The following is an 18,094-nucleotide window of genomic DNA, read 5'->3' as shown; positions in this document are numbered from 1 at the left end:
ACGAGGAGAAGACCACCATGTTTACCAAGATCCTGATTGCGAATCGCGGCGAGATCGCCTGCCGCGTCATCAAGACCGCCCAGAAGCTGGGCATCAAGACGGTTGCCGTCTATTCGGAAGCCGACAAGGATGCGCGCCATGTCGAGTTGGCCGATGAAGCCGTGCTGCTCGGCCCCGCACCTTCGCGCGAGTCCTATTTGGTGGCCGACAAGATCATTGCGGCTGCCCAGAAGACCGGCGCTCAGGCCATCCACCCTGGCTACGGCTTCCTGTCCGAGAACGAGGACTTTGCGCGCCGCGTCGAGGAGGCCGGTATCGCCTTCATCGGCCCCAAGCACTATTCCATCGCGGCCATGGGCGACAAGATCGCCTCCAAGAAGCTGGCGAACGAGGCCCGGGTCAACACCATCCCCGGCCACAACGAGCCCATCCTCTCGCCTGAAGAGGCGGTGAAGATCGCGCAGGGTATCGGCTACCCGGTGATGATCAAGGCCAGCGCTGGCGGCGGTGGCAAAGGCCTGCGCGTGGCCTTCAACGACAAGGAGTGCTTCGAAGGCTTCACGTCCTGCCGCAACGAGGCGCGCAACAGCTTCGGCGACGACCGCGTCTTCATGGAGAAGTTCGTCGAGGAGCCGCGCCACATCGAGATCCAGGTGCTCGGGGACGCGCAAGGCAATGTCGTCTACCTGCACGAGCGCGAATGCTCGATCCAGCGCCGCCATCAGAAGGTGATCGAGGAGGCGCCGTCGCCCTTCATCAGTGACGAAACGCGCAAGGCCATGGGCGAGCAGGCCGTGGCCCTGGCCAAGGCTGTGAAGTACCAGAGCGCCGGCACGGTGGAGTTCGTGGTCGGCAAGGACCAGAGCTTCTATTTCCTCGAGATGAACACCCGCCTGCAGGTGGAGCATCCGGTGACGGAGTGCATCACCGGCCTCGACCTGGTGGAACAGATGATCCGCGTGGCCGCCGGCGAATCGCTCGCCATCAAGCAAGCTGACATCAAGCGCGAAGGCTGGGCCATCGAGTGCCGCATCAATGCAGAGGACCCGTTCCGCAACTTCCTGCCCTCCACCGGCCGCCTGGTGAAGTACCAGCCGCCCGAGGCCAACCTGGAGCAGGGCACGGTGACGCTGCAGGGCGAGAGCTACGAGGGCGCACATTTCGGTGGCGTGCGCGTGGACACCGGCGTCTACGAAGGCGGCGAGATCCCGATGTTCTACGACTCGATGATCGCCAAGCTGATCGTGCACGGCCGCGACCGCAAGGACGCGATTGCCAAGATGCGCGAGGCGCTGAACGGCTTCGTGATCCGTGGCGTCTCGAGCAACATCCCGTTCCAGTCGGCCCTGCTGGCCCACCCCGATTTCGCCAGCGGCAACTTCAACACCGGCTTCATCGCCCAGCAGTACGGCGGCGGCTTCCTGGCCGAAGACGTGCCGCATGACGACCCACTCTTCCTCGTGGCGCTGGCCGGTTTCATCCGTCGCAAGGCACGCGAGCGCGCCGCCGGCATCAGCGGCCAGATGGCGGGCCATGAGGTCAAGGTCGAGCACGACTATGTGGCCGTCGTCAACGAAGGCCATGGCGACTTCGAGCGCCACGCCATGCATGTCTACGAATTCAGCGGTAGCCAAGGCGAGGCGCTGATCGACGTCAGCGACGGCACCGAGACCTGGAGCTACCGCATCGTCTGCCAATCGCGGCTCAACGACATCCGCTTGAGCGGCACCGTCAACGGCCGCCCGTTCACGGCCCAGGCCGAGCGCGGCACGCCCAAGAACCCCTTGGCCTACCGCATCCAGCACAACGGCCGCGCCATCGAGGTGACCGTGCTCTCGCCGCGCGCGGCCGAGCTGCAGCAGCTGATGCCCTATAAGGCGCCGCCCGATACCAGCAAGTTCCTGCTCTCGCCGATGCCGGGGCTGTTGGTCCACATTGCCGCACAGCCAGGGCAGGTCGTGCAAGCTGGCGAGCGCCTCGCCGTGATCGAGGCGATGAAGATGGAAAACATCCTCGTCGCCGAGCGCGACGTCAAGGTGGCCGAGGTGCTGGCCAAGATGGGCGAGAGCCTGTCGGTCGATCAGCCCATTCTTCGATTCGAGTGAGGTTCGAGTGATGAGCGCCAAGCCGTACAAGATCCTCGGCATTCAGCAAATCGCCATCGGCGGGCCCGACAAGCAGCGTCTCAGCAAGCTCTGGGTCGATGTGCTGGGCCTCACCGTCACCGGCAACTTCGTCTCCGAGCGCGAGAACGTCGACGAAGACATCTGCGCGATTGGTTCGGGCCCGTACAAGGTCGAGGTCGACCTGATGCAGCCGCTGGACCCGGAGAAGAAGCCGGCGGTGCATGCCACGCCGCTGAATCACGTGGGCCTGTGGGTGGACGACCTGCAAAAGGCCGTCGAGTGGATGACGGCCAACGGCGTGCGCTTCGCCCCCGGCGGCATCCGCAAGGGCGCGGCCGGCTACGACATCTGCTTCATCCATCCGAAGAGCAATGACGAGTTCCCGATAGCCGGCGAGGGCGTGCTGATCGAGCTGGTGCAGGCGCCGCCGGAGGTGGTGGCGGCGCTGGGCTGATCAAGGCTGGCCGGCAATCGCCTGTGCCAGCTGCCACAGCGCGCTGCGGTGGGCACTGACCAGGGCGTCGGTGTCGGGGCCGGTCACGGCCACCTCGATGCGCCGCTCGGCCACTTGCGGCCGGCTTGCGCCGCTGGTGTCGATCAAGGTCCAGCGGGCCTGCAGGACCACGCTGCGCCCGCCGCTCTCGGCATCCAGCCGCTGGATTTCGACGCGCAGTTGCCGCGCGGCCGCGACGCCGGGCGGCAAGGGCATGCGCCAGACCGATTCGCCGCCCCGCAGCCGTGCCAGGTCTTGCTGCAAGAGCCGGGGCACGGCATCGCGCAGCGCCTCGGCCCAGCGCTCGCCAGGGTTGGTGAGGAGGCTGGCCTGCCCGCTGGCGCGGACGATGGCGTCACGGTCCAGGTACTCGGGCAGCAAGACCGGGCCGAGGCCCCAGGTGGCCGCGTTGGTGGTGGCGGCGAGCGCCTGCGCAGGGCTGTAGCCGGGCGGATCGGCCCGCAGCTGGTAGAGCTGCACCGGCGGCGAGGTACCGCAGGCGCCGAGGGCGAGGGCGGCCAGCAGGCCGAGCTGAGTGACTGTCGATTTCATCGCGCTCATTTGCGCCCCTTCAGCACCGACTCGGGTTGCTTGTCCAAGGTGTCGGCCAGCTCGCGCAGCGCGCGTGCCGCCTGGCCTATGTCCTTCAGCGCGCGCTGCAGGTTCTGGTTCAGTGGCGCTTCGTCCTGGGCTGCGTCAGCCACGGCCGCTGCGGCGCGGGCCAGCTCGTTGGCCACGCGGCGCAGGTCGGCCACCATGGGGCCGTCCGGATTGAAGGTCTTGCTGACGCGGTCGGCCGCGCCATCCACCGTGACGGCCGCCTTGCTCATGCGCTCCATGGCCTGCTGCGTGGTTTGCAGAGCGGCCAAGGTCGCCTCGGTCATGGGGCCGGCGCGGCGGTCCAGTTGCTCGCTCAGGCGGCGCAGATTGGCGGCCACTTGTTCGATGTCCTTGACCGCATGGCTCAGCTCTGGGCCTTCGATGATGCGCCGGCCGGTGCTGGCCAACGCCGACAGGTCAACCACCAGGCGCTTGATGTCCAGGCCATCAACCTGGTTGCGCAGATCCTGGAAGGGCGTGGTGACGGTGGGAATCTCCACGTACTTGTGCTCGGGTGCATCGACCACCGGGCCCTTGCCGGGACGGAAGTCGAGGTCGATGTAGAGCTGGCCGGTCAGCAGGCTTTGCAGGCCCAGCTGGGCGCGCAGGCCCCGCGCCACCAGGGTGTTGAGCGTGGGCAGGGTGCTGCCGCGCTGGTGGTCGCCAGTGAGGTTGCCGAGCATGTCGCGTTCCAGCTCGGCCTCGACCGGAATCGACACCGTGTTGTTGGCGCCGTCGTAGGCCACACCGATGGCACTGACGCTGCCCAGGTGCACGCCCCGGAACACCACCGGCGCGCCGACCTGCAGGCCGTAGATCGAACCGTTGAAATACATCACCACCTTTTCCTTGCCGCCGAGCAGCTTGCCGCCGGCGATCACGAAGACACCGATGAACAGCAGGATCAGCCCGGTGACGACGAACAGGCCCAGCAGGGCAGGGTGGCCGTGGCGCTTCCTCATCGTGGACCACCTTCCCTTCCGCGCAGGAACTCGCGCACGGCCTCGGGCCCGGTTTCCAGCAAGCGGCGTGGCGCGTCCAGCGCGGTCATGGTTCTTTCCTTGGCGTCGAGAAATAGAGCGCGGTCGGCCACCGCGAAGATGCTGCTCAGCTCATGCGTGACCAGCACGATGCTGGTGCCCAGATGATCGCGCAGGTTCACGATCAAATCATCCAGCCGGGCCGAGGTCAGCGGGTCCAGGCCGGCCGAGGGCTCGTCCAGGAAGAGCAGTGGTGGGTCCAGCGCCATGGCGCGGGCAATGGCGGCACGCTTCTTCATGCCGCCACTCAGGCTGCTCGGCATTTCATCGAAGGCGCCATCCAGGCCGACCAGGGCCAGCTTGAAGCGAGCCACCTGCTCGACCGCTTCTTCGTCCAGGTCGGCGAACTCGGTCAGCGGCAGCATCACGTTCTCGCCCACGGTCATCGAGCTCCACAGCGCGCCGGACTGGAACATGACGCCGAAGTGGCTGCGGATCCGCGCCAGCTCGGCTTCATCGGCCTCGGCCAGGTCCACGTCGCCATAAAGGACGCGGCCGCAAACGGGCTGTTGCAGGCCGACGAGATGGCGCATCAAGGTGCTCTTGCCGCAGCCGCTGCCGCCCATCAGCGCGAGGATCTCGCCGGGCCGCACGTCGAAATTCAGATCTTTCTGCAACAGGCGGCCTGCCACGCTCAGCGACAGGTTCTCGGCACGCAAGAGGGCTTGCTCGCTCATCACCAGCCCAGCCTCTGGAAGGCGATGGTCAGGGCCGAGGCGGCAATGACGATCCAGATGATGGCCTGCACCACGGCCTGGGTTGTGGCCTGGCCCACGGCCTCGGCGCTGCGACCGGCGTAGAGGCCCTGGCGGCAGCCGGCCAAGGCCACCAGCACGGCGTAGACCGTGCCCTTCAGCAGGCCAATGCCGGCATGGGCCAGGGTCAGGGCCTTGGCGCTGCGGTAGAGGTAGTCCAGCAACTCCACGTGGAAGATGCCCACGGCCACCAGCAGGCCGGCCGCCATGCCGACGACAGCGGCAAAGGTGGTCAGCAGCGGCGCCATCAGGGCCATGGCCAGCACGCGCGGCAGCACCAGATGCTCGACCGGGTTGAGCCCCATGGCACGCAGCGCATCGATTTCCTCGTTGGCCTCCATGCTGCCGAGCTGGGCGGCAAATGCCGCGCCCACGCGGCCCGCGAGGATGATGCCAGTCATCAGCGCGGCGATTTCGCGCACCACGCCTATGGTCACGAGGTCCGCCATGAAGGACTGGGCACCGAGCCGCTGCAGCTGGGCCGCGCCCATGTAGGCAATGATCAGCCCGACCAGGAAGCTCACCAGGGCCACGATGGGCAGGCTGGCCGGGCCGGTGGCATGCAGCTGGGTGGCCAGGTCTTCGCCGCGCATGGCCGTGCTGCCGCGCATGGCCGTGCTGCCGCGCATGGCCTTGTAAAGGGATTGCAGTACCGCTCCGGTGAACTCCAGCGTGTTCCGCGTGCGCCGGTAGCGGCCCAGCCAATCCAGGCCGACCAGGGTGAGCCAGCGTGCGCGGCGGCTCCGGTTGGAAGCACTGGGTTCCGCAGCAGCGGGGGCGCGGCTGACCAGGTCCAGCATGCCGCGCAGGCCGGGCGGCAGAAGTCGGGTATCGAGCTCGCAGCGGCTCCGCTGGCACAGCGCCCACAGCGCGGCGGGCAGGGCACTGTCGAAATGGGTGAGGGCCTGGCCGTCGAGGCGCAGCGCTGCACCGTCGGCATTCAATTCAGGCAAGGGGGGCAGGGCCGAGCGGCCTCGCCAGTCGCCGGACAGCCGCAACAGCGGGCCATCGTCGTTGGTCTCCCACTGCGCCAGGGCGGCGCCCGCGCCCTCGGGTTCCGGTCTGTTCGTGGGCAAATCAGAGAATTCGCTCAAGGCCTCTCCCGGGCTGTCTTGTCGCCAGGTGGCCGCAGGTTAACAGGGCGCTGCGAGTGCCACCATCGCCGCGAGCTTCCGGCCAGGAATGTCTTGAGGCTTCGCATTCAAAGAATGCACAATTGGAATTCGCCGTAGTTGCCTTGAATCTGGCGAAGGCAAAATCCAAACCGATCCCGAAAGGGCTAGATGCCATGAGACTCGACCTCACCACCCTCAACCTCGTGCTGGCGATTGAGCAGACCCGCTCCATCACCCGCGGGGCCGAGCGCGAGCATCTGGCGCTGGCGGCGGCGAGCAAGCGCATCTCCGATCTGGAGTCGCGCCTCGGTGTGCAACTGTTCGAGCGCCGTGCGCGCGGCGTCGAGCCCACCGAGGCCTGCCGCGCTCTGGTGCGGCACATCCGCACGCTGAACGCCTCGCTGCATGCGCTGGAGAGCGAAGTGGTCGAGTTCGCGCGGGGCATCAAGGGCCATCTGCGCATTGCAGCCAACGCCGGGGCCATCGCCGAATGCCTGCCTGCCGACATGGCCGGCTTCCTGCAAGCCCATCCGCAGATCCGCATCAGCCTGGAAGACATGACCAGCGCTGAAACCCAGGCCGCCGTGGCCGAAGGCCGGGCCGACGTCGGTGTGTTCACACCGCCCATCCTTGACAACCGCCTCGAGACCCGCAGCTACAGCCAGGGCCGCCTGGCCGTGTTGGTGCCGGATGGCCATGCGCTGGCGGGCCGCAAGTCCGTGTCTTTCGATGATCTGCTGGACTACGACCTCGTCGGCCTGCATGCCGGCGCCTCGGCCCAGGAGCTGATGCGCGAGCAGGCGCTGGCCCGAGGCCGCACGCTCAATGCGCGTTTGGCTGTGCGGGGCTTTGATGCGATCGCGCAGTTGGTCGAGGCCGGCCTCGGCGTGGCCGTGCTGCCGCAAGGCCCGGCCCAGCGTTTTTCGCAAGTCTTTGCCGTCAAGCTGCTGCGCCTGGAAGAACCCTGGGCGCAGCGCGACTATGTTCTGGGGGTGGCCCGCGTCGAGCGGCTGCCCACCGTGGTGCAGCGCTTCGTTGATGCGCTGTGTCCTGCTGACAAGGAAGAGAAGAAGCCATGAGCGCACGCACGCTTTACGACAAGCTCTGGGACGAGCATGTCGTCCACACCGAAGACGACGGCACGGCCGTGCTCTACATCGACCGCCACCTGGTCCATGAAGTCACCAGCCCGCAGGCCTTTGAAGGCCTGGATCTGGCCGGCCGCAAGGTCTGGCGCCTGTCGGCCAATCTGGCGGTCAGCGACCACAACGTGCCGACCACCGACCGCAGCCAAGGCATTGCCGACCCGGTCTCGCGCCTGCAGGTCGACACGCTGGACAAGAACTGCGACCGCCATGGCCTGACGCAGTTCAAGATGAACGACAAGCGCCAGGGCATCGTCCATGTGATCGGCCCGGAGCAGGGCGCCACGCTGCCGGGCATGACCGTGGTTTGCGGGGACAGCCACACCTCGACACATGGCGCGTTTGGCGCGCTGGCCCATGGCATCGGCACCTCCGAGGTGGAGCATGTGTTGGCGACGCAGACGCTGCTGGCCAAGAAGGCCAAGAACATGCTGGTGCGTGTTGAAGGTGCCTTGCCGCGCGGCGTGGGCGCCAAGGACATCGTGCTGGCCATCATCGGCAAGATCGGCACGGCCGGCGGCACCGGCTACACCATCGAGTTCGCCGGTTCGGCCATCCGCAGCCTCAGCATGGAAGGTCGCATGACGGTCTGCAATATGGCCATCGAGGCCGGCGCGCGCGCCGGCTTGATCGGCGTTGACGACACGACCATCGCCTATTGCAAGGGCCGCCCCTTCTCGCCGAGCGGCGTGGAATGGGAGCAGGCCGTGGCCTACTGGCGCACGCTGCACAGCGATGCCGGCGCGCATTTCGATGCGGTGGTCGAGCTGGACGCAGCGCAGATCCGCCCGCAGGTGACCTGGGGTACCTCGCCCGAGATGGTGCTGTCCATCGAAGACCGCGTGCCCGATCCCGACAAGGAAAAAGACAGCGTCAAGCGCGGCGCGATCGAGCGCGCCCTGCAGTACATGGCCCTGGAGCCCAACAAGGCGCTGGCCGACATCCGCATCGACAAGGTCTTCATCGGCTCGTGCACCAACAGCCGCATTGAAGACATGCGCGAGGCCGCGGCCGTGGTCAAGCGCGTGGGCGGCCGTATTGCCGGCAATGTGAAGCTGGCCCTCGTGGTGCCGGGCTCCGGCCTCGTGAAGGCACAGGCCGAGGCCGAAGGCCTGGACCAGGTCTTCAAGGCTGCGGGTTTTGAATGGCGCGAGCCGGGCTGCTCGATGTGCCTGGCGATGAATGCCGACCGGCTGGAGCCGGGCGAGCGCTGCGCCTCGACCAGCAACCGCAATTTCGAAGGGCGCCAGGGCGCCGGTGGCCGCACGCATCTGGTGAGCCCGGCCATGGCGGCGGCCGCCGCGATGCAAGGCCATTTCGTCGACGTGCGACGCCTCGCCTGAGAAGGATTCTGAGATGGAAAAGTTCACCCTCCACCAAGGCCTCGTGGCGCCGATGGACCGTGAGAACGTCGACACCGACGCGATCATGCCCAAGCAGTTCCTGAAGTCGATCAAGCGCAGCGGCTTCGGCCCCAACCTGTTCGACGAATGGCGCTATCTGGACCGTGGCGAGCCCGGCCAGGACCCGGCCTCGCGCAGGCCCAATCCAGACTTCGTGCTCAACCAACCGCGCTATCAAGGTGCTTCGGTGCTGCTGGCGCGCCGCAACTTCGGCTGCGGCTCGAGCCGCGAGCATGCGCCCTGGGCCCTGGATCAGTACGGCTTCCGCGCCCTGATCGCACCGAGCTTTGCCGATATCTTCTTCAACAACTGCTTCAAGAGCGGCTTGCTGCCGATCCAGCTGTCCGAGGCACAAGTGGCCCAGCTGTTCGACGAAGTGGCGGCCTTCCCGGGCTATCAGTTGACGGTGGATCTGCCGCGCCAGGTCGTCATCAAGCCCGATGGCACCGAGCTGCCTTTTGAGGTGCAAGCGTTCCGCAAGTTCTGCCTGCTGAACGGTTTTGACGACATTGGCCTGACGCTGCGCCATGCCGACAAGATCAAGGCCTTCGAGGCCGAACGCATTGCGACCAAGCCGTGGTTGAACAACCGGCTGGTGGGCTGACTGAACAGGGATACAGAGAAATGAAGATCGCAGTCTTGCCGGGCGATGGCATCGGCACCGAAATCATCAACGAAGCGGTCAAGGTCCTGAAGGTCCTCGATCTGCCTCTGGAGCTGGAATTCGCACCCGTGGGCGGCGCGGCCTATGAGGCGTCCGGCCATCCGCTGCCGGACGCGACGCTGAACCTGGCCAAGGCCGCCGACGCCGTGCTGTTTGGCGCCGTGGGTGACTGGAAGTACGACAAGCTGGATCGCCCGCTGCGCCCCGAGCAGGCCATCCTCGGCCTGCGCAAGCACCTGGGCCTGTTTGCCAACTTCCGCCCGGCGATCTGCTACGAGCAGTTGACCCATGCCTCGAGCCTGAAGCCCGAGCTGGTGGCGGGCCTCGACATCCTGATCATCCGAGAGCTGACCGGCGACATCTATTTCGGCCAGCCACGCGGCCGCCGCACGGCGGTGGACGGTCATTTCCCAGGCAGCGAAGAAGCCTTCGACACGATGCGCTATTCGCGCCCCGAGATCGAGCGCATCGCCCATGTGGCCTTCCAGGCCGCCCGCAAGCGCAACAAGCGGGTGACCAGCGTCGACAAGGCCAATGTGCTGGAGACCTTCCAGTTCTGGAAGGACGTGGTCACCGAGGTCCACAAGGACTATCCGGACGTCGAGCTGGACCACATGTACGTGGACAACGCGGCCATGCAGCTCGTGAAGGCGCCGAAGAAGTTCGACGTGGTCGTGACCGGCAATATGTTCGGCGACATCCTCTCGGACGAGGCCGCGATGCTGACCGGTTCCATCGGCATGCTGCCCTCGGCCTCGCTCGACAAGAACAACAAGGGCCTCTACGAGCCCAGCCATGGCAGCGCGCCGGACATCGCCGGTAAGGGAATTGCAAACCCGCTGGCTACAATCCTCTCCGCTGCCATGATGCTCAAGTTCTCCCTCAACCAGCCCGAAGCGGCCGCTCGTATCGAAGCGGCGGTTCAAGCGGTGCTGTCCCAAGGTCTGCGCACCGCCGACATTTGGAGCGAGGGCACCCAGAAGGTGGGTACGCGCGAGATGGGTGATGCCGTGGTTACGGCAGTCACCACCATGACCAAAACCATTAAGGGCTAGTTCAGCTCCGGTTCGTCTCGCCCCTACAAACCCGGCGAAGCGAGCCGGGGAAGAAGAAACCTAGAGGGTTTGTTTTTTGTAGAGCGATTGAGGAATACGAGATGACGACACTTGTTGGATTGGTGGGCTGGCGCGGCATGGTCGGCTCGGTGCTGATGGACCGCATGGCGGCCGAGCGCGATTTCGATTTGATCGAGCCGCTGTTCTTCAGCACCTCGAACGCCGGCGGCACCGCCCCGGCCTTCGCCAAGAACGAGACCCAGCTGCAAAACGCCTTCGACATCGAGCAGCTGAAGCGCTGCGAGATCATCATCACCTGCCAGGGTGGCGACTACACCAGCGAGGTCTTCCCCAAGCTGCGCGCCGCTGGCTGGAACGGCCACTGGATCGACGCCGCCTCCACGCTGCGCATGGCCGATGACGCCGTGATCGTGCTGGACCCGGTCAACATGCCCGTCATCAAGGACTCGCTGTCCAAGGGCGGCAAGAACTGGGTGGGCGGCAATTGCACCGTCTCCTGCATGCTGATGGGCGTGGGCGCGCTCTACAAGGCCGGCCTCGTGGAGTGGATGAGCACCCAGACCTACCAGGCTGCCTCCGGCGGTGGTGCCCAGCACATGCGCGAACTGCTGACGCAGTACGGCACGCTGAATGCCGAGGTGCGCTCGCTGCTGGACGACCCCAAGAGCGCCATCCTCGAGATCGACCGCAAGGTGATCGCCAAGCAACGCTCGCTGTCCGAAGCCGAGACGGCCAACTTCGGCGTGCCGCTCGGTGGCTCGCTGATCCCCTGGATCGACAAGGACCTCGGCAACGGCCAATCCAAGGAAGAGTGGAAGGGCATGGCTGAGACCAACAAGATCCTCGGCACCGATGGCATCCCGGTCGACGGCTTCTGCGTGCGCGTGGGCGCGATGCGCTGCCACAGCCAGGCCCTGACCTTCAAGCTGAAGAAGGACGTGCCGCTGGCCGACATCGAGGCCATGATCGCCGCCGACAACGAGTGGGTGAAGTTCGTGCCCAACACCCGCGAAGCCACGCTGAAAGACCTGACCCCCGTGGCCGTGACCGGCACGATGACCATCCCGGTCGGCCGGGTGCGCAAGCTGGCCATGGGCCCGGAGTATGTCGGCGCCTTCACCATCGGCGACCAGTTGCTGTGGGGCGCGGCCGAACCTCTGCGCCGCATGCTGCGCATCCTGCTGGATCGGTAATTCCCCTAGCTGGCTCCCGTCCCCCGTTGCCCTGAAGCTACAAGCGGTGACAGGGGGTAAATCAGAGCGCTGACATGGGGCGTATTCACGCTTTGCATGAGGGTTGCAGCGTATATGCTTGCCGCTATTGTGTTTTCGGACCGTTCGGTCACTGAGGGCATCGTGCACGCAGCCGACAACGAGACCATCATTGCAAGAACAGGCGGGACCCTTGTCGGCCCCGCCTTGTCGTTTTGGGGGACGCCTTGAAAAAACAATCCAGCGCTCTGGGGCGCTTTGCCCTGTCTCATGTCGCGGTGGCAGCGATTGCAACGCTGACCACCACGGCTTCCTGGGGCCTTGGCCTGGGCCGTCTGTCGGTGCAGTCCTCGCTCGGCGAAACGCTGAGGGCCGAAATCGATGTCAGCAGCCTCAGCGCTGAAGAGGCCGGGTCGCTCAAGGTGCGCATCGCACCGGCCGAGCTGTATCGCACCAGCGGCGTCGAGTTCAACGCCATCCTCAGCAACACCCAGGTCCAACTGGCACGCCGTTCTGACGGGCGTCCGTATTTCCGCATCCAGAGTGACCGTGCCGTCCAGGAGCCCTTCGTCGATGTGATTCTGGAGATCACCTGGACCGGCGGCCGCCTGGTGCGCGAATACACCTTGCTGTTCGATCCGCCGGCCACGCCTTCGCGCCAGGCCGCGCCGCCAGCTGTGGCCACTTCGCCGGTGATCGCCCCCGCGCCTGCTGAGCCGACGCCGCTGCCAAGTGCTGCACCCGTACCTACTCCCGCAGCGCCGCCGGTGGCCGCTGCCCCGCAACGCCCGGTCACGTCGGCCCCGGCGCCGAGAGCTCGCCCCGAGCCGGTGACGCCGCCGCCGGCCGCCCCGGCACCCAAGCAGGATGCCAGCCAGTACCAGGTCAAGCCAGGCGATTCCCTGTCCCGCGTGGCCGCCAAGACCCAGGCGCCCGGCGTTTCGCTGGACCAGATGCTGGTCGGCCTGTTCCGCTCCAATCCCGAGGCCTTCATCGAAGGCAACATGAACCGCCTCAAGTCCGGCTCGGTGCTGCAGGTGCCGGCCAGCGACGAGCTGACCAGCGTCTCGCCCGGCGAGGCGCGCCAGATCATCGTGGCGCAGAGCGCTGACTTCGAGAGCTATCGCCAGCGCCTGGCCGGTGCCGCGCCGGTGATGAAGCAAGACGAGAGTCCGCGCCAGGCCAAGGGCCAGGTGCAGACGGCCGTGGAAGACCGCAAGCCAGCGCCTGCTGCCACGCCCGACAAGCTGACGCTCTCCAAGGGCGGGGTGGCAGCCTCGGAAGCCAAGGCGTCCAAGGACACCGAGAAAAAAGATTCCGCCGCCCGCGTGGCCGAGCTGACCCGCAATGTGGAAGAGCTGAAGAAGCTGTCCAGCGCGGCCAAGCCGGCCGTGGCCCCGCCGCCCCCGCCGCCGACAGCACCCCCGACGGTGACGCCGCCCCCGAGTTCGCCGGCCGTGGCTGCCAAGCTGGCCGCGCCGCCTCCAAGTGCACCGGCTGCTGTGGCGCCGCCGCCGAGCTCGCCCGCGCTGGCTGCTCCGCCGCCCAGCGCACCGGTGGCCGCCTCCAAGCCGGCCAGCATGCCGGTAGCGGCCTCCAAGCCCAAGACCATCACCAGCGCCGAGGCGCCGGGTCTGCTGGATGGCCTGCTCGACAGCCCGTTCATGCTGCCGGGTGCCGCCGCCCTGATCGCCTTGCTGGGTGGCTTCGGCCTGTACCGTCTGCGTGCCCGCAACGCCGGCAAGAACTCCAAGCCTGACACCGGCTTCCATGAAAGCCGTCTGCAGCCGGATTCGTTCTTCGGCTCGGCCGGCGGCCAGCGCGTGGACACGCGCGATCAGTCGACCACCGGCCAGTCGTCGATGAGCTACTCGCTGAGCCAGCTCGACGCCATCGGTGATGTGGACCCCGTGGCCGAGGCCGATGTCTACCTGGCCTATGGCCGCGACCTGCAGGCCGAGGAAATCCTCAAGGAAGCCCTGCGCGCCAACCCCGAGCGCATGGCGATCCGCCTCAAGCTGCTGGAGGTCTACGCCAAGCGCCGCGACATCAAGGGTTTCGAGCAACTGGCCGTGCATCTCTATGCCGAGACGCAAGGGCAGGGCGAGGACTGGGACAAGGCCCAGGAGCTCGGCCGTCAGATCGACCCGGACAACCCGCTGTACCAGCCCGGTGGCGCCCCGGCCCAATTGCTGAGCTCCAGCATGGGCGGCCGCCCTGAGCCGATGGACGCCAGCACGCTGCCGCAGACGGTGAATGCGGCCGGCATGTCCACCGAGCCGATGTTGGAGCGTGCCAGCGATCCGGGCCCGACCAGCGGCCTCGGCGACCTGGACCTGGACCTCGATCTGGACCTGGGTGGCGGCGACGCGCCGGCCACGACCTCAATGGAGGCCACGCAGGCCATGGCCATCTCTGTCGAGCAGGCTCCGATGGAAATGGACTTCGACCTTTCCAAGCCGCCGGCCAAGCCCGCCGAAGCAGCGGCTCCCGAAGGCGATCTGGAGTTCGACCTGGATCAGCTGGACACTGCACAACCGGCGGCTGCCGAGCAGGTTCCGTCGCTGGACTTCGACCTGTCCTCCATCGATCTGGACCTGCCCGCCGCACCGGCTGCTGCGCCTTCGGCCAGCGAGGAAATGGCCTTGCCCGATCTCGGCGATGCCGGCTCGCTTGGCGAGGACGAAGGCGATCCGCTGCAGCGCCAGCTGGAGCTGGCCGACGAGTTCCGCCAGATCGGCGACACCGAAGGCGCCCGCGACGTGCTGCAGGAGCTGGTCTCCAAGGCCAGCGGCGTGCTCAAGGCCAAGGCCCAAGCGATGCTCGACGAGCTCCGCTGACCGATACTCGAGCCTGATCCGAAGGCGCTCGGCCCCGGCCGGGCGCCTTTTCTTTTGCCGAATCGAAGAACATGACGACACGAGTGGCCCTCGGCCTCAGCTATCGCGGCGAGGCCTACAAGGGCTGGCAGAGCCAGCCGGGTGGCGGCACGGTGCAGGACGCACTGGAGGCCGCGCTGAGCCAGTTTGCGGCCCACCCGGTGCGCACCATCTGCGCCGGCCGCACCGATGCCGGCGTCCACGGTCTGAACCAGGTCGTGCACTTCGATGCCGAGGTGGAGCGCGATCCTTTCTCCTGGATACGCGGCAGCAATCGCTACCTGCCCAAGGACATCGCGATCCAGTGGTGCGAGTTTCCGGGCGCCGACTTCCATGCCCGCAACCATGCGCGCGGCCGCCGTTATGCCTATCTGCTGCGCGAGGCCGTCGTGCGCCCGGCCATCGAGACCGGCTCCTGCGGCTGGGTGTTCCGGCCGCTCGATGGCGATGCGATGCGCGCGGCCGCTGCAGTGCTGATCGGCGAGCACGACTTCTCGTCGTTTCGCTCGGCCGAATGCCAGGCGCTGTCGCCGATCAAGCAGCTGCGCGCCATCCACATCAAGAAGCACGGCGCCTATTGGCGTTTCGAGTTCGATGCCTCGGCCTTCCTCCATCACATGGTGCGCAACATCATGGGCTGCCTGATCGCCGTGGGCTCGGGCACACGCTCGGTGCAATGGCTGGCCGAGGTGCTGGCTGCGCGTAACCGCCAGGTGGCGGCGCCGACCTTCGCTCCGGACGGGCTGTACTTCGTCGGGCCGTACTACGATGCCCATCTCCATCTCCCTGAGCATGTCGCGGCCCTGGACTGGCTGCCAGGTGCATGAAGGCATGAACCAGCACGCAAGAACCCGAATCAAGATCTGCGGCCTGACCCGCGAGGCCGACGTGGACGTGGCCGTCGAGGCCGGCGCCGAGGCCATAGGCTTTGTCTTCTACGAGAAGAGCCCGCGCTATGTGAGCCCGGCCCGTGCGGCCGCGCTGGCGCGGCGATTGCCGCCTTTCGTCACGCCGGTGGGACTGTTCGTGAACGCCTCGCCCGCGCTGCTGGCTGAAGGCCTGGCTGCCTTGCCGAACATGCTCTTGCAATTCCATGGCGATGAGACGCCTGAAGCCTGCCGCGCGCCCGGCCGGCCCTTCCTGCGCGCCGCGCGCATGGCGCCGGGCTTCGATTTGCTAGACTTCGCCCATCAATTTTCAGAGGCATCAGGCCTGCTCGTCGACGCTCATGTCGAGGGCTATGGCGGTGGTGGAAAGGTTTTCGATTGGTCACTGCTTCCAACAAACGTGCCCCGTCCAGTCGTTTTGTCTGGTGGGTTGCATGCCGGAAATGTGATCGAAGGGATTCTTCGGGTCCGGCCCTGGGCCGTTGACGTCAGTTCCGGCGTGGAGGAGGCCAAGGGCCTCAAGAACGCCGCGCTGATGCGCCAGTTCTGCGATGCGGTCCGCGAGGCGGATGCGCAGATTGCCGGCGCTGCATCTGCACCGAATCTCTGAAGAAGGAAACCCTCATGTCCTACGACCAACCCGATGCCCGCGGGCATTTCGGACCCTATGGCGGCCGCTTTGTCGCCGAGACCCTGATCCACGCGCTGGACGAGCTGAACGAGGCCTATGCCCACTACAGCAAGGACCCCGAGTTCATCGCCGAGTTCAACAAGGAACTCGCCCATTTCGTCGGCCGCCCGAGCCCGATCTATCACGCCGACCGCCTGAGCCGCGAGCTTGGCGGCGCGCAGATTTTTCTCAAGCGTGAAGACCTGAACCACACCGGCGCCCACAAGGTCAACAACACCATTGGCCAGGCCCTGCTGGCCAAGCGCATGGGCAAGAAGCGCGTGATCGCCGAGACCGGCGCCGGCCAGCACGGTGTGGCCACGGCGACGATCTGCGCGCGCTATGGCATGGAATGCGTGGTCTACATGGGCAGCGAGGACGTGAAGCGCCAGTCGCCGAACGTCTACCGAATGAATCTGCTGGGTGCCACGGTGGTACCGGTGGAGTCGGGATCCAAGACCTTGAAGGACGCGCTGAACGAGGCGATGCGTGACTGGGTCACCAACATCGAGTCGACCTTCTACATCATCGGCACCGTGGCCGGCCCGCATCCGTATCCGATGATGGTGCGCGACTTCCAGCGCATCATCGGCGACGAATGCCTGACGCAGATGCCGGCCATGACCGGCCGCCAGCCCGACGCGGTGATCGCCTGCGTGGGTGGCGGGTCCAATGCCATCGGCATCTTCTACCCCTACATCGAGCACAAGGACGTCAAGCTGATCGGCGTCGAGGCCGCAGGGCAGGGCGTGGCCAGTGGCAAGCATGCGGCAACATTGACTGCGGGCACGCCAGGCGTCTTGCATGGCAACCGCACCTACCTCTTGCAGGATGCCGACGGCCAGATCATCGAGACGCACTCGATTTCGGCCGGGCTCGACTATCCCGGCGTTGGCCCCGAGCATGCCTACCTGAAGGACATCGGTCGTGCCGAGTACGTGGGCGTCACCGACCAGGAGGCGCTCGCCGCCTTCCACCGCCTGTGCCGCACCGAGGGCATCATTCCAGCGCTGGAATCCAGCCATGCGGTCGCCCATGCCATCAAGCTGGCACCGACGCTGCGGCCGGACCAACACCTGCTGGTCAACCTCTCCGGCCGAGGCGACAAGGACATGGGCACGGTGGCCGATCTGTCGGGCGCCAAGATCTATGACCAGCCTTCGCAGGCTGGCCACTCGGTGAAGGGAGGTGTGCAATGAGCCGCATCGCCGCCGCCTTCTCCAAGCTGAAGTCCGAAGGCCGCAAGGCGCTGATTCCCTTCGTCACTGCCGGCGATCCGTATCCGGATGCGACCGTCGAGATCATGCATGCACTCGCCAAGGGCGGGGCCGACGTGATAGAGCTGGGCGTGCCGTTCTCCGACCCCATGGCCGACGGCCCAGTGATCCAGAAGGCCGCCGAGCGCGCACTGAAGCATGGCATCGGCCTCGCCAAGGTGCTTGACTTCGTGCGCAGCTTCCGCACCGAGGATGCCAATACGCCGGTCGTGCTGATGGGCTATGCCAATCCGATCGAGCGCTATGGGGTCGAGCGCTTCGTGGCGGATGCCAAGGCAGCCGGCGTCGATGGCGTGCTGATCGTCGACTACCCGCCGGAGGAGGCCGAGAGCTTCGCCGCTGCGCTGCGCACCCAGCAACTGGATCCGATCTTCCTGCTGGCCCCGACCAGCACCGAGGAGCGCATGGCCCGCATCGGGAGAATCGCCAGCGGCTATGTCTACTACGTCTCGCTGAAGGGCGTGACCGGCGCCGGTCACCTGGATACGGCAGCGGTGGCCGAGGTCGTTCCGCGCATCCGCCAGCATGTGAGCGTGCCCGTGGGTGTCGGTTTCGGCATCCGCGATGCAGCCACGGCCCGGGCCGTGGGGGCGGTTTCGGACGCCGTGGTCATCGGTTCGCGCCTCGTTCAATTGCTCGAGGTCCAGCCACGCGATAATGTGGCCTCGACTGCGGCGGCCTTCATGGCCGAAATCCGCGCGGCACTGGACGCTTGAGCCCGGTGCCGGTCACCCAAAGCACAAGGAGAACTGA

The 18,094-nt window shown here is 66.5% G+C and carries 16 protein-coding genes; 12 read left to right on the top strand and 4 right to left on the bottom strand.

All coding sequences use genetic code 11. The annotated features are described in order from the left end of the window. Positions 1 to 17: 17 nt before the first annotated feature. Positions 18 to 2,105, top strand: coding sequence for an acetyl/propionyl/methylcrotonyl-CoA carboxylase subunit alpha (locus J7U46_RS00880; RefSeq protein WP_282822922.1), 2,088 nt, complete (start codon positions 18 to 20; stop codon positions 2,103 to 2,105). Between the two features lie 10 nt (positions 2,106 to 2,115). Continuing rightward, positions 2,116 to 2,580 (top strand): VOC family protein, encoded by a 465-nt coding sequence (locus J7U46_RS00875; RefSeq protein ID WP_282822921.1) that lies wholly within the window; start codon positions 2,116 to 2,118, stop codon positions 2,578 to 2,580. On the opposite strand, the gene J7U46_RS00870 is transcribed toward J7U46_RS00875, so the two are convergent. The 4 genes from J7U46_RS00870 to J7U46_RS00855 are packed head-to-tail and all read right to left on the bottom strand — an operon-like array spanning position 2,581 to position 6,090. Further along, positions 2,581 to 3,180 (bottom strand): PqiC family protein, encoded by a 600-nt coding sequence (locus J7U46_RS00870; RefSeq protein WP_282822920.1) that lies wholly within the window; start codon positions 3,178 to 3,180, stop codon positions 2,581 to 2,583. After that, on the bottom strand, positions 3,177 to 4,181 hold the full coding sequence (locus J7U46_RS00865; protein WP_282822919.1) for an MlaD family protein: 1,005 nt from the start codon (positions 4,179 to 4,181) through the stop codon (positions 3,177 to 3,179). The genes J7U46_RS00870 and J7U46_RS00865 overlap by 4 nt, the downstream gene beginning before the upstream one ends. Then, positions 4,178 to 4,936 carry an ATP-binding cassette domain-containing protein gene (locus J7U46_RS00860; protein WP_282822918.1) on the bottom strand — a complete coding sequence of 253 codons (759 nt, stop codon included), beginning with the start codon at positions 4,934 to 4,936 and terminating at the stop codon, positions 4,178 to 4,180. The genes J7U46_RS00865 and J7U46_RS00860 overlap by 4 nt, the downstream gene beginning before the upstream one ends. Further along, on the bottom strand, positions 4,936 to 6,090 hold the full coding sequence (locus J7U46_RS00855) for an ABC transporter permease (protein ID WP_282822917.1): 1,155 nt from the start codon (positions 6,088 to 6,090) through the stop codon (positions 4,936 to 4,938). Before J7U46_RS00855 ends, J7U46_RS00860 begins: the two co-directional genes overlap by 1 nt. A gap of 212 nt (positions 6,091 to 6,302) precedes the next feature. On the opposite strand from J7U46_RS00855, the gene J7U46_RS00850 reads away from it, so the two are divergent. From J7U46_RS00850 to trpA, 10 genes are all read left to right on the top strand, one after another. Next, positions 6,303 to 7,208 (top strand): LysR family transcriptional regulator, encoded by a 906-nt coding sequence (locus J7U46_RS00850; protein WP_282822916.1) that lies wholly within the window; start codon positions 6,303 to 6,305, stop codon positions 7,206 to 7,208. Continuing rightward, positions 7,205 to 8,617 carry a 3-isopropylmalate dehydratase large subunit gene (leuC, locus tag J7U46_RS00845; RefSeq protein ID WP_282822915.1) on the top strand — a complete coding sequence of 471 codons (1,413 nt, stop codon included), beginning with the start codon at positions 7,205 to 7,207 and terminating at the stop codon, positions 8,615 to 8,617. The genes J7U46_RS00850 and leuC overlap by 4 nt, the downstream gene beginning before the upstream one ends. Before the next feature lie 13 nt (positions 8,618 to 8,630). After that, complete coding sequence (leuD, locus tag J7U46_RS00840) at positions 8,631 to 9,281, top strand: 3-isopropylmalate dehydratase small subunit (RefSeq protein ID WP_282822914.1); 651 nt, start codon at positions 8,631 to 8,633, stop codon at positions 9,279 to 9,281. A gap of 20 nt (positions 9,282 to 9,301) precedes the next feature. Then, positions 9,302 to 10,396 (top strand): 3-isopropylmalate dehydrogenase, encoded by a 1,095-nt coding sequence (gene leuB / locus J7U46_RS00835; protein WP_282822913.1) that lies wholly within the window; start codon positions 9,302 to 9,304, stop codon positions 10,394 to 10,396. Positions 10,397 to 10,497: 101 nt separating this feature from the next. Continuing rightward, positions 10,498 to 11,610 (top strand): aspartate-semialdehyde dehydrogenase, encoded by a 1,113-nt coding sequence (gene asd, locus J7U46_RS00830; protein ID WP_282822912.1) that lies wholly within the window; start codon positions 10,498 to 10,500, stop codon positions 11,608 to 11,610. Between the two features lie 296 nt (positions 11,611 to 11,906). After that, on the top strand, positions 11,907 to 14,468 hold the full coding sequence (locus J7U46_RS00825; RefSeq protein ID WP_282822911.1) for a FimV/HubP family polar landmark protein: 2,562 nt from the start codon (positions 11,907 to 11,909) through the stop codon (positions 14,466 to 14,468). Between the two features lie 71 nt (positions 14,469 to 14,539). Beyond that, positions 14,540 to 15,334 (top strand): tRNA pseudouridine(38-40) synthase TruA, encoded by a 795-nt coding sequence (gene truA, locus J7U46_RS00820; RefSeq protein ID WP_282822910.1) that lies wholly within the window; start codon positions 14,540 to 14,542, stop codon positions 15,332 to 15,334. A 4-nt stretch (positions 15,335 to 15,338) separates the two neighbouring features. Further along, on the top strand, positions 15,339 to 16,004 hold the full coding sequence (locus J7U46_RS00815; protein ID WP_282822909.1) for a phosphoribosylanthranilate isomerase: 666 nt from the start codon (positions 15,339 to 15,341) through the stop codon (positions 16,002 to 16,004). Between the two features lie 14 nt (positions 16,005 to 16,018). Further along, positions 16,019 to 17,263 (top strand): tryptophan synthase subunit beta, encoded by a 1,245-nt coding sequence (trpB, locus tag J7U46_RS00810; RefSeq protein WP_282822908.1) that lies wholly within the window; start codon positions 16,019 to 16,021, stop codon positions 17,261 to 17,263. Continuing rightward, positions 17,260 to 18,057 carry a tryptophan synthase subunit alpha gene (gene trpA / locus J7U46_RS00805; protein ID WP_282822907.1) on the top strand — a complete coding sequence of 266 codons (798 nt, stop codon included), beginning with the start codon at positions 17,260 to 17,262 and terminating at the stop codon, positions 18,055 to 18,057. The genes trpB and trpA overlap by 4 nt, the downstream gene beginning before the upstream one ends. Positions 18,058 to 18,094 lie beyond the last annotated feature (37 nt).

Source organism: Pelomonas sp. V22 (assembly GCF_030014915.1).
In the GTDB taxonomy this organism is placed as follows: domain Bacteria; phylum Pseudomonadota; class Gammaproteobacteria; order Burkholderiales; family Burkholderiaceae_C; genus JAUASW01.
The sequence above is the reverse complement of the archived record's forward strand: the minus strand, read 5'-3'. Positions and strand labels throughout refer to the sequence as shown.

What these genes read in the sequence shown, in the direction of transcription:
- J7U46_RS00880 (WP_282822922.1), top strand. Translation starts at nt 18, where the DNA reads ATGTTTACCAAGATCCTGATTGCGAATCGCGGCGAGATCGCCTGCCGC.
- J7U46_RS00875 (WP_282822921.1), top strand. Translation starts at nt 2,116, where the DNA reads ATGAGCGCCAAGCCGTACAAGATCCTCGGCATTCAGCAAATCGCCATC.
- J7U46_RS00870 (WP_282822920.1), bottom strand. Translation starts at nt 3,180, where the DNA reads ATGAGCGCGATGAAATCGACAGTCACTCAGCTCGGCCTGCTGGCCGCC.
- J7U46_RS00865 (WP_282822919.1), bottom strand. Translation starts at nt 4,181, where the DNA reads ATGAGGAAGCGCCACGGCCACCCTGCCCTGCTGGGCCTGTTCGTCGTC.
- J7U46_RS00860 (WP_282822918.1), bottom strand. Translation starts at nt 4,936, where the DNA reads ATGAGCGAGCAAGCCCTCTTGCGTGCCGAGAACCTGTCGCTGAGCGTG.
- J7U46_RS00850 (WP_282822916.1), top strand. Translation starts at nt 6,303, where the DNA reads ATGAGACTCGACCTCACCACCCTCAACCTCGTGCTGGCGATTGAGCAG.
- leuC (WP_282822915.1), top strand. Translation starts at nt 7,205, where the DNA reads ATGAGCGCACGCACGCTTTACGACAAGCTCTGGGACGAGCATGTCGTC.
- leuD (WP_282822914.1), top strand. Translation starts at nt 8,631, where the DNA reads ATGGAAAAGTTCACCCTCCACCAAGGCCTCGTGGCGCCGATGGACCGT.
- leuB (WP_282822913.1), top strand. Translation starts at nt 9,302, where the DNA reads ATGAAGATCGCAGTCTTGCCGGGCGATGGCATCGGCACCGAAATCATC.
- asd (WP_282822912.1), top strand. Translation starts at nt 10,498, where the DNA reads ATGACGACACTTGTTGGATTGGTGGGCTGGCGCGGCATGGTCGGCTCG.
- truA (WP_282822910.1), top strand. Translation starts at nt 14,540, where the DNA reads ATGACGACACGAGTGGCCCTCGGCCTCAGCTATCGCGGCGAGGCCTAC.
- J7U46_RS00815 (WP_282822909.1), top strand. Translation starts at nt 15,339, where the DNA reads ATGAACCAGCACGCAAGAACCCGAATCAAGATCTGCGGCCTGACCCGC.
- trpB (WP_282822908.1), top strand. Translation starts at nt 16,019, where the DNA reads ATGTCCTACGACCAACCCGATGCCCGCGGGCATTTCGGACCCTATGGC.
- trpA (WP_282822907.1), top strand. Translation starts at nt 17,260, where the DNA reads ATGAGCCGCATCGCCGCCGCCTTCTCCAAGCTGAAGTCCGAAGGCCGC.